The organism is Bradyrhizobium sp. STM 3809, from assembly GCF_000239795.1.
Classification (GTDB): domain Bacteria; phylum Pseudomonadota; class Alphaproteobacteria; order Rhizobiales; family Xanthobacteraceae; genus Bradyrhizobium.
The window spans coordinates 1-11121 of sequence record NZ_CAFJ01000691.1 but is presented as its reverse complement, the minus strand read 5'-3'; the positions used below and the strand labels follow the sequence as shown (position 1 = coordinate 11121).

General features: G+C 65.8%; 7 protein-coding genes. 5 read left to right on the top strand and 2 right to left on the bottom strand.

What is annotated here, in order from left to right; genetic code table 11:
- The 3 genes from glgX to treY all read left to right on the top strand — a co-directional run.
- Nucleotides 1-1630: glycogen debranching protein GlgX (gene glgX / locus BRAS3809_RS30410; protein WP_035659480.1), on the top strand; the 1630-nt coding region annotated here is incomplete at its 5' end.
- Nucleotides 1627-3393, top strand: coding sequence for a malto-oligosyltrehalose trehalohydrolase (gene treZ, locus BRAS3809_RS30405; RefSeq protein WP_008965854.1), 1767 nt, complete (start codon nucleotides 1627-1629; stop codon nucleotides 3391-3393). The genes glgX and treZ, both read left to right, overlap by 4 nt.
- Nucleotides 3394-3395: 2 nt before the next feature.
- Nucleotides 3396-6203 (top strand): malto-oligosyltrehalose synthase, encoded by a 2808-nt coding sequence (gene treY, locus BRAS3809_RS30400; RefSeq protein ID WP_008965853.1) that lies wholly within the window; start codon nucleotides 3396-3398, stop codon nucleotides 6201-6203.
- Here treY and BRAS3809_RS30395 read toward each other — a convergent pair whose 3' ends face one another.
- Nucleotides 6204-6515 (bottom strand): polyhydroxyalkanoic acid system family protein, encoded by a 312-nt coding sequence (locus BRAS3809_RS30395; protein WP_008965852.1) that lies wholly within the window; start codon nucleotides 6513-6515, stop codon nucleotides 6204-6206.
- 171 nt (nucleotides 6516-6686) lie between these two features.
- Here BRAS3809_RS30395 and BRAS3809_RS35330 point away from each other — a divergent pair, with 171 nt between their 5' ends.
- Complete coding sequence (locus BRAS3809_RS35330; protein WP_008965851.1) at nucleotides 6687-6851, top strand: DUF3309 family protein; 165 nt, start codon at nucleotides 6687-6689, stop codon at nucleotides 6849-6851.
- 70 nt (nucleotides 6852-6921) lie between these two features.
- On the opposite strand, the gene ligD is transcribed toward BRAS3809_RS35330, so the two are convergent.
- A complete protein-coding gene (gene ligD, locus BRAS3809_RS30390) occupies nucleotides 6922-9696 on the bottom strand; it encodes a DNA ligase D (protein ID WP_008965850.1) in 2775 nt (924 codons plus the stop codon).
- 654 nt (nucleotides 9697-10350) lie between these two features.
- On the opposite strand from ligD, the gene ku reads away from it, so the two are divergent.
- Nucleotides 10351-11121: non-homologous end joining protein Ku (gene ku, locus BRAS3809_RS30385; RefSeq protein ID WP_035659477.1), on the top strand; the 771-nt coding region annotated here is incomplete at its 3' end.

Genomic DNA, 11121 nt, shown 5'->3' with positions numbered 1-11121 from the left:
CGAGATGCGGCCGCAGATCCCGTGGGAGGACACGATCATCTACGAGGCCCACGTCAAGGGCCTGACCAACAGGCGCGACGACGTGCCGCCCAATCTGCGCGGCACCTATGGCGGGCTGTCGTCGCCCGCGATGATCAAGCATCTGAAGCGGCTCGGCGTCACCACGGTGGAGCTGCTGCCGATCCATGCCTTCATCGACGACCGCATGCTGGTCGAGAAGAAGCTGGTCAACTACTGGGGCTACAACACCATCTCGTTCTTCGCCCCCGAGCAGCGCTACGCGCAGGACAACCCGCTCGATGCGTTCCGTACCACGGTGGCGCGGCTGCACGACGCCGGCATCGAGGTGATGCTCGACGTGGTGTACAACCACACCGCCGAGGGCAATCATCTCGGCCCGACGCTGTGCTACCGCGGCATCGACAACGTCTCCTACTACTGGCTGAAGCCGGACAATCCGCGCTTCTATGACGACTTCACCGGCTGCGGCTCGTCGGTCAACCTGACGCATCCGCGCGTGCTGCAGATGGTGATGGACTCGTTGCGCTACTGGGTCGAGGTCTGCCACGTCGACGGCTTCCGCTTCGACCTCGCCACCACGTTGGCCCGCGAGAAGCACGGCTTCGACCGGCGCAGCGGCTTCCTCACCGCGATCCGCCAGGACCCGGTGCTCGCCGGCGTCAAGCTGGTCGCCGAGCCCTGGGACGTCGGCCTCGGCGGCTATCAGGTCGGCGCCTTTCCCTCGCAATGGTCCGAGTGGAACGACCGCTATCGCAGCGCCATGCGCCGCTACTGGAGCGGCGAAGGCAGCCTGATCGGCGAGGTGTCGAGCCGCATGACCGGCTCGTCGGACATCTTCAATCACGACGGCCGCACCCAGCGCGCCAGCGTCAACCACGTCACGGTCCACGACGGATTCACGCTCGCCGATCTGTTCGCCTACAACAGCAAGCACAACGAGGCGAACGGCGAGGACAATCGGGACGGCTCCAACGACAACCACAGCAACAATTTCGGCCACGAGGGTCCGACCGACGACGTCGTGATCAATGCGCTGCGCCGGCAGTCGCGCAAGAACCAGCTCGCCTGCCTGTTTCTCGCGCAAGGCCTACCCCTGCTGCTCGCCGGCGACGAGGTCGGCAACTCGCAGGGCGGCAACAACAACGCCTATTGCCAGGACAACGAGGTCGGCTGGGTCGACTGGAGTGGCATGGGCCGTGAGGGTGATGACCTCATCGATTTCATCGCGCACATGACCGAGCTGCGCCGGCGCTTCGGCCAGATCCGCGCGCGCCGCTGGCTCGATGGCCGCCGCTCGGACGGCAGCTTCGGCGTGCTGTGGCTGACGCCTTCGGCGGAGGAGATGACGCAAACCGACTGGACCTTTCCCGACGGACGATTTCTCGCCTATGTGCTCGCCCCGGTGGAACAGGAGCAGGCTCCGATCTTTATCGTTCTGAACGCGGCCCCCGAAGAGATCGGATTCAAATTGCCCAAGCTTGCCGAATACAGGACGTGGCAACAGGTTCTCGACACCACCCAAGCCCAGCAGAAGCAGGTCGACTTCTCGGCGGGTAGCGACCTCAAAGCCCCGCCTCGCTCGGTCCTGGCATATGCGGGCCTGGCATGACGGTGCGGCAGTTTGGACCTCGCATCACCCAGGACGGCACGACGTTCCGGCTGTGGGCGCCCGCCGCCAGGCGCGTCGATCTGGTGCTCGACGGCCACCACGAGATGCAGCGCCGCGACGGCGGCTGGTACACGCTGGACGTGGCCGGTGTCGGCGCCGGCGCGCGCTACAAGTTTCGCATCGACGACGAACTCGACGTTCCCGATCCCGGCTCCGACTTCCAGCCCGAGGACGTGTTCGGCCCGAGCGAGGTGATCGATCACGGCGCCTATGCGTGGCGCGCCAGGGATTGGCGCGGGCGGCCGTGGCAGGACGTGGTGTTCCTGGAGAGCCATGTCGGCACCTTCACCCAGGACGGTACCTATCGCGCGATGATCGACAAGCTCGATCATCTGGTTGAGACCGGCATCACCGCGCTCGAGCTGATGCCGCTGGCGGATTTCGCGGGCTCGCGCAACTGGGGCTATGACGGCGTGCTGCTGTATGCGCCCGACAGCGTCTACGGCCGTCCTGACGATCTGCGCGCGCTGATCGACGAGGCCCATCTGCGCGGGCTGATGGTGTTCCTCGACGTCGTCTACAATCACTTCGGCCCGGAAGGAAACTACATCGGCCGTTATGCGCCGACGTTCTTCACCGACGCGCATACGCCGTGGGGCAGCGCGATCGACTACCGCCGTCCGGAAGTGCGCGCCTTCGCGATCGAGAATGCGCTGCATTGGCTGACCGACTATCGCTTCGACGGGCTGCGCTTCGACGCCGTCAATCACATCCTCCACAACGAGGGTGAGATCCCGATGCTGCACGATCTGAGCGCCGCTGTCGGAAAGCTCGTGGAACAGACAGGACGGCACATCCATCTCGTGCTGGAGAACGGCGACAACCGCGCCAGCATGCTGGACTCCGCTGAGGAGCCGCCGCGCGGCAAATTCCGCGCGCAGTGGAACGACGACTATCACCATGCCTGGCATGTGATGCTGACAGGCGAGAGCGGCGGCTATTACGGCGACTACCAGCAGTCGCCGCGCCGCCACCTCGCCCGTGCGCTCGCCTCCGGCTTCGTCTATCAGGGCGAGCAGGCCGCCTTCTGGGGCGGCATTGCCAGGGGCGAGCCGAGCGGTCATCTCGCCCCCGCTGCGTTCGTGAACTTCCTGCAGAACCACGACCAGATCGGCAACCGCGTGTTCGGCGACCGTCTCGAAGCCCTGGCACGGCCTGAGGGCATTGCAGCGGCGCTGGCGGTCACGCTGCTCGCGCCGACCGTGCCGATGCTGTACATGGGCGAGGAGTGGGGCTCGACGCGACCATTCCCGTTCTTCTGCGACTTCCAGGGCGATCTCGCGCATGCCGTGCGCAAGGGGCGCCGCAGGGAGTATGAGTGGGCATACGCGAAGTATGGCGACGAGGTCCCCGACCCGCTCGACATCGAGACCTTCAAGTCCGCAGTCATCGATTGGGAGGCCCGCGATACGTCGCCGGGCCGCGAACGGCTGGCGCTGGTGCGCGATCTTCTCGCGGTCCGGCACAAGCAGGTGGCGCCGCGGTTGCCCGGCGCGAGCTTCGGCACCGCCGAGGTCGGCGATGACGGCCGGCTGACCGCGCATTGGGTGATGGGCGATGGCAGCACGCTCCAGCTGCTCGCCAACCTCTCGGACAAGGAGATCGCGAGCGCCCCAGCCACCCACCCTGGCACGCCGATCTGGGGCGGCGCGCCCGGAGATCGCCTGCCACCCTGGTCGGTGTTCTGGAGCATCGGAGGATAGCCATGCCTCCAGCCATTCCGCTCGCGACCTATCGTCTGCAGCTCACCGCCGATTTCAACTTCGAGGCAGCGGCGCGCGTCGTCCCCTATCTGAAGGCGCTCGGCATCACCCATGTCTACGCCTCGCCGTTCATGACGGCGCGCAAGGGCTCGACGCATGGCTACGACATCACCGACCATTCCAAGCTCAATCCGGAACTCGGCGGGGAACAGGGATTCGCCGAGCTCAGCGCCGCGTTGAAGGCGCACGACCTCGGTCTCATCCTCGACTTCGTTCCCAACCATGTCGGCGTGCATTACGACGACAATCCCTGGTGGCTCGACGTGCTCGAATGGGGGCAGGCTTCGCCGCACGCCGCGTCGTTCGACATCGACTGGGACCAGCTGCCGTATCGCGCGCGCGGCGGCGTTCTGTTGCCGATCATCGGCACCTCCTATGGTCATGCGCTGGAGCATGGCGACATCGAGCTGCGCTACGATTCGAGCGAAGGCTCCTTCTCCTGCTGGTACTTCGAGCACCGCCTGCCGATCGCACCCGAGCGTTATGGTGAGATGCTGCGCATCATCGTCAAGGAGGCCGGCGAGGAAGGTAGCGACACTGGCAAGGCCATCCTGGAGCTCGCCTCGCAGTACCGCGGCCTGCGCCATCCCAATCGCAAGGAGGCGCCGGCCTTCAAGGCGGCGCTCAGGGCGATTCCTGGTGCGGCTGACGTCATTGCCCGCGGCCTCGCCGCCTACAAGGCCGGCGAAGGCCGTCCCGCGCAAACGCTGGCCCTGCATCATCTGCTGGAACGCCAGCACTACAAGCTCGGGCACTGGCGGCTCGCGTCCAGCGACATCAACTACCGCCGGTTCTTCGACGTCAACACGCTGGCGGGCCTGCGTGTCGAGGATGCCGGGACGTTCGAGGCGATCCATCGGCTGGTGAAGAAACTGATCGCCGACGGCCAGCTGCAAGGGCTGCGGCTCGATCATATCGACGGCCTGCGCGATCCCGCACAATACTTCCAGCGCCTGCGCCGGCTGGTCCGCGACGCCCGCGGCCCCGCGGCGGGGCCGTTCTACGTCGTGATCGAAAAGATCCTCTGCGAGCACGAGAAGCTGCCGAGTTTCGCCGGCGTGCACGGCACCACCGGCTATGAGTGGATGAACGTCATCACGCAGCTCCTGATCGACGGCAAGGGGCGGGAGCCGCTCGACGAGATCTGGCGGCAGATCAGCAACAAGCCGCCGAAGCTCGCGCCGGTCATCAAGGAGGCCAAGCGGCGCGTGCTGGAGACCTTGCTGACCAGCGAGTTCACCGTCCTGACCCGCCTGCTGGCGCGCATCGCCAACGGTCACTACTCCACGCGCGACTATTCCGAGGACAGCCTGCGCCAGGCGCTCGAACTCTATGTGCTGCACTTCCCGGTCTATCGCACCTATCTCACCGGCGCCGGCCCGACCGAGGCCGACCGCAAGCTGATCGACCACGCCATCGCCGGCGCGCGCGCCGAATGGTTCGCTTCCGACGGCTCGATCTTCGATTTCCTGCGCGATGCGCTGACGATGGATCTCATCAAGCGCGATCGCAACACCACCCACTCCGTCCCGCGCGTTCGCCGCTTCGCGCTGAAGGTGCAGCAGTTCACCGGGCCCGTGATGGCGAAGTCGCTCGAGGATACCGGCTTCTACCGCTTCCACCGCCTGCTCGCGCTCAACGAGGTCGGCGGCGATCCCTCTGCGCAGGCGCTCGCGATCGCCGACTTCCACAAGCTCATGCAGGATCGCGTCCGGCATTGGCCGCACGGCATGACCGCGACCGCGACCCACGACACCAAGCGCGGCGAGGATGCCCGCACCCGCCTTGCGGCGCTGACCGAGCTGCCCAACGACTGGACCTCGGCGGTGGCGCGCTGGAAGACGATGAACGCACCGCATGTCGTCACCGACGGCCCAATGCGCGCGCCCTCGGCGACGTTCGAATACATGCTCTACCAGACACTCGTCGGCATCTGGCCGGCCAAGGGCTGGGACGACAGTCTTCCCGATCGCTTGCAGGCCTACGCGCTCAAGGCGGCGCGGGAGGGCAAGGAGGAGACGAGCTGGCTCAATCCGAATGAGGGCTATGAGAAGGGCCTGCGCAGCTTCATCGAGCGCATCCTGGACCGCGAACGGTCGGCGGAGTTCCTGCAGTCGCTGGAGACCGTCGCCAGACGTGTGGTGCTGCTCGGCGCACTCAATTCGCTGACGCAGCTCACGCTGAAGGCGACGATGCCCGGCGTTCCCGACTTCTACCAGGGCACCGAGTTCTGGGATCTGTCGATGGTCGATCCCGACAACCGCCGCCCGGTCGACTTTGCCGCGCGCGAGCAGGCGCTGCGGAATAGCGAGAGGCCGGACTGGGCCGAGCTCGCCGACCATTGGCCGGATGGCCGCATCAAGCTCGCCTGGACGCGGCACCTGCTCGAGCTCCGCAACGCAATGCCATCGGTGTTCACCGACGGCTCCTACCAGCCTCTCGAGGTCACCGGCCGTCACGCCGATCACATCATCGCCTTTGCGCGCCGTCGCGGCCGCGACGCGGTCATCGTGGTCGCCGCGCGGACGCTGGCGCCGTTCACCGACAACGGCCGGGTCTGGCCGCACGCGGATGCATTCGACGCGGAGGTCCATGTTCCCGGCTACACGGCTCCGAACATCCAGGACGGCACTCTGTCGGTCTCCTCCATCTTGACCCATCTGCCGGCAGCCGTGCTTTCCGCGCGCACGGAACCGGCAGCCAGCCAAGTCGATCAGCGACGGACGGCGCCTCAGGCGGCTCCCAACTGATCAGCTCTTCTTCGTCAGCAGCAGCTGTCCACGGCTGCGGATGGCGTTCTGCGCGGCCTCGGCAAAGCGCTGCAGCAGCCAGGGCAACGTGACCTCGACGCGCACGTGATCCTCGGCAACGTCCACATGCCCAGACGCGGCCTGGCCGATCGCGCGGACGCGAAAGATCATCTTGTCGCCCTCCCAGCGCTCCTCATCGACACTGAGCACGGGAACACTGCTGGCCGCCCGCCTCAGGCCGGACTGCAGGCGGCGCACCGCTTCGTCCTTGCCGAGGCGATGCGGAATGGAAACGACAAGCGGCCTTGACATCGCGCTCTCCTGACTAACACCCGATCTCATGTAGTCATCGGCGCATACGGCCGCAAAGCCACACACCCGATTTTACCTGATCCATCTCCGGAACTTTCGAAGTTCCGACCAGTTTCCTCGGCGAAGGCAGAGTGACGCACCGCCCCGCTGCCGGGCTCTGGAGGGAAGTACATGTCCATCGGAACGATCATCCTCATCATTCTCGTCATCGCCCTGCTCGGCGGCTTCTCCGGCATCGGCGGCGGCCCGTTCTACGGCACCGGCTATTACGGCGGCGGCGGCCTCGGCCTGATCATCATCATCGTGCTGATCCTCGTCCTGCTCGGACGGATCTGATCCACTTGCGATAATTCCTCGGCGGGCAGGCGTGGCATGAACCACGCCTGCCCGAGCGAGCTAACAAGCTTCACAGCTTGCTCGCCAGCGTCTTGATGGCCGGCTTGATCGCTCCAGCCGCCTCGTCATAGCCATCCCATGCGTTGCTCTTGGCCAGCAGCGCCGGAACCGAGCGGACCGTATAGCGCCGGGGATCGAGCCCGTTCTTCACCTGCGCCCAGGTCACCGGCATCGACACCGTCGCGCCGTCCCGCGCCCGCGGTGACAGCACGGCGACCGCCGTCGACATCCGGTCGTTGCGCAGATAGTCGAGGAAGATCTTTCCCTTGCGCAGCTTCTTCGACATGTTGAGCAGGTAGTCGTCGGGGCTGTCATTGGCCATCCATTGGCACACGCCTTGCGCAAATGCCTTCGCCTCCGGCCAGCTCACCTTGTCGCGCGCGCCATGCAGCAGCGGCGTCACGACGTGCAGGCCCTTGCCGCCGGTGGTCTTGCAGAAACTCTCCAGGCCAAGCGACTTCAGGCGCTGCCGCATCTCCTTCGCGGCCGCGATGACTTCCTCGAACGCAACGTTCGGCGCCGGGTCGAGATCGAACACCAGCCGCCCCGGTACGTCATAGGCATCGGGCGCGCAATTCCACGGATGCAGTTCCACAGCCGCGACCTGCGCCACCGCGATCAAGCCCTCGACACGGTCGATCTGCAGATAGGGTTTGCGATCGCCGGACACCTTCACAAGCTCGAGCAGGTCCGACATGCCCTGCATGCCGTGCCGCTGGAAAAACCGCTCGCCGCCGATGCCGTCGGGCGCACGCACGATCGAGCACGGCCGTCCCTTCAGATGACCGATCATCCAGTCGCCGACGGCTTCGAGATAGGTGGCGAGATCCAGCTTTGTCACCGGCTCGCCATCGCCGGCATCGGGCCACAGCGCCTTGTCCGGCTTGGAGATCGCGACGCCCATCACCGTCGCCGAACTCTTGGATCGAGCCGGCGTCTTGTGCACCGTGGTGCCGCCGGTCGCGACCGTCGCCGCGGCGCGTGCCACGGGCTTCGCAACCTTCGCTGCGGCGACCGGCTCCTCGGCGACGACCTCGCGTGCCGGCTTGTCCTGGCGCAATCCCTTGAACGAAGCCTGCCTGACATTGTTGTCCGCGGTCCAGCCGGCGAACTCGATCTCGGCGACCAGCTCGGGCTTCAGCCAATGCACCTCGCGAGCCTTGCGCGGCGCGTTCTTGCCGCTGAACGGGCTCTTGTCGGATGCGGCCGCCTTCAGCGCCGGCATGATCGCCTTCACCGTGTCCTGCCCGAAGCCGGTGCCGACGATGCCGACATAAGCGAGATGATCATCCTTGTTGACGCCGACCATCAGCGAGCGGAATTTGCCGTTGGTCGTTTTCCAGCCGCCGATCACGACCTCATGGCCCGGCCGTGTCTTGGCCTTGGTCCAGCTCTCGCTGCGGCCGGAATGATAGGCGGACTCCAGCTTCTTCGAGACGATCCCTTCGAGGTTCAGCTTGCGCGCCGATTCCAGCACGGCCTCGCCGTCGCTCTCGAAATGCTCGACATAGCGGATGACAGGCGTTCTGCTCTTGAGGTGGGCCTTCAAGAGCTTCTTCAGTCGCTCTTTGCGCTCGCGCAATGGCTGGCGGCGCAGGTCGAACTCGTCGACGAACATCAGGTCGAATGCAAAGAACACCAGCTCGTCGGTCTGGCCGGCCGAGATCGCCGCCTGCAGCGCCGAGAAATCCGGATTGCCGTCCTTGTCGAGCGCGACGATCTCACCATCGATGATCGCATCCGGCAGCTCGGCCGCTGCTTCCGCGATCGCGCCGAACTTGGCGGTCCAGTCGAGGCCCTTGCGCGTCTTCAAGGTCGCCTGGCCGTCCTCGACCCGGATCTGCACGCGGTAGCCGTCGAACTTGATCTCGTGCGCCCAGCCCTCGCCGCTCGGCGGCGCCGCGACGGAGGTGCAGAGCTCGGGCGGAACGAAATCGGGCAGCGACGCGATGGTCTTCGGCTCGATCGTCTTCGCCGCACGCTGCGCCTTCGCGCTCCCGGCCTTCGTGGCCTTGACTTTCGCGGTGTTGGCTTTCGCGGCCTTGGCTTTCGCAGTGTTGGCCTTCGCAGCCTTGGTTTTGGGCGATGACGCCTTGGTCGCCCCCTTGCTGGACGTCGTCTCGCCGTCGCTGCGGTTGGAGTGCCACACCGCGTCGGCATTCATGCGCTGCGTCTTGGCCAGCATGAACGGCTTCGGCGCCCTGCCCTTGCCGGCCGCGATCTGCTCCATCGAGCGGCCCGACGCGACCGACTTGTCCGCGCTGAGGATGTCGTTGGCCTCGCCTTCCCTGGCGAACTCGTCGCGATGCTTGATCAGCAGCCAGTTGGTGCGCTTGCCGCCGTTGCGATCATGGCGCATCCGCACCAGCACCCAGCTGCCGTGCAGCTTCTCGCCTTGAAGCGTTAACTTCAGGTCGCCCTTCGCGAAGCCGCGTTCGGGGTCCTCGCTCTCCCAATAGCCGCGATCCCACAACATGACGGTGCCGCCGCCATATTCGCCATCGGGAATGGTGCCTTCGAAATCGCCGTAGTCGAGCGGATGGTCCTCGACCTCGACGGCGAGCCGCTTGTCATGCGGATCGAGCGACGGCCCCTTGGTCACCGCCCAGGACTTGAAGACGCCACCGAACTCGAGCCTGAGATCGTAGTGCAGCCGCGTGGCGTCATGCTTTTGGATGACGAAGCGCGGCCGCGCGGCAGGGGCGACCCTGGCGTCACCGGATGGCTCTGCGGTTTTCTCGAAATCGCGCTTCTTGCGATAGGTGGAAAGCTTCTTGAGCGCCACGGCGGTCCCTCGCGTCGAGTGGTAGCGTAGCAAAGCCGGCGGGGTGGTGGAACCGGCCGATCCCCAAGATAACACCGGGCAAAGTTCCGCGTTCCCAGCGCTCGACGAGCCCGGGTTCGGCTGCGGTCCGCCCTCCGCACAAGCGAGAGGGTGTAGGGAAGGCCGGGTGCTGACCGCGGCCCATGGCCCGCCTGCAGACAAAAAGCAGGCGGCAGTCACCACAGGTACGGCCATCGACCGGCCCTCCCTGCGCGATGGTGTTAACGCTTACTCCGCGCTCTCCCCGGTGTCCGGCTTGTAGCCACCGTCGTCCGCGCGCCTCGTCAGCAGCACGAACTTGGCGCCAGCTTCGGGGCGCCAGGACCACGCGACTTCACGTCCGAGAGGCCGCGCTCGTCCGCGCGTGAAGCGCACGCTGCCGTCTCGTCCATCGCCTCCCGCACTCCACGTATCGTGACGACGCGTACGCCCTCTGCATGAGGCGGGATGCGCGGAAGCATCGATCTGATTTGCCCGACGTGGCAAGCGATAGTTGGTGCGACATCGTAACCCGACGGGCAGACACAGCCTGCCGAGTCACTCTTGGCTGCAGCGATGGAACCCGCTGCTGCGCTCGCCCGTTGCGCCTTACCTCATTCGTCTACGGAGATCACAATGGCCCCCCGCGCCTATTGGAAAGGCTCGCTCAAACTCTCGCTCGTCAGCTGCCCTGTCGTGCTCTATCCGGCGTCCACCTCCGTGGAGAAGACCCGCTTCCACCTGATCAACCGCGAGACCGGCAATCGGCTGAAGCAGCAGATGATCGACGCCGAGACCGGCGATATCGTCGAGGGCGACCAGAAGGGCCGCGGCTATGAGCTGTCCAAGGGGCAGTATGTCGAGATCGAGCCGGAGGAGCTGGAGGCGGTCCAGATCGAGAGCAATCACACCATCGACATCGACAGCTTCGTGCCGCGCGAGGAGATCGACCAGCGTTATCTCAACCACCCCTATTACATCGCTCCCGACGGCAAGGCGGCGGTCGACGCCTTCGCGGTCATTCGCGACGCCATGAAGGATCAGGACCGCGTCGCGCTGGCGCGCATCGTGCTGACGCATCGCGAGCACATCATCGCCCTCGAACCGATGGGCAAGGGCATGCTCGGCACCACCCTGCGCTTCCCCTACGAGCTGCGCGACGAAGCCGAATTCTTCGACGACATCAAGTCGCCGAAGATCACCAAGGACATGGTCGAATTGGCTGGCCACATCCTCCAGACCAAGGCCGCGCATTTCAGGCCTTCCGAGTTCAAGGATCAGTACGAGACGGCACTGAAGGCGCTCGTGAAGCGCAAGGCCTCCGGCAAGCAGATCAAGCTGCCGGAGCCGGAGGAGCGGCCCGGCAACGTCGTCAGCCTGATGGACGCGCTGAAGCAGAGCCTCGGC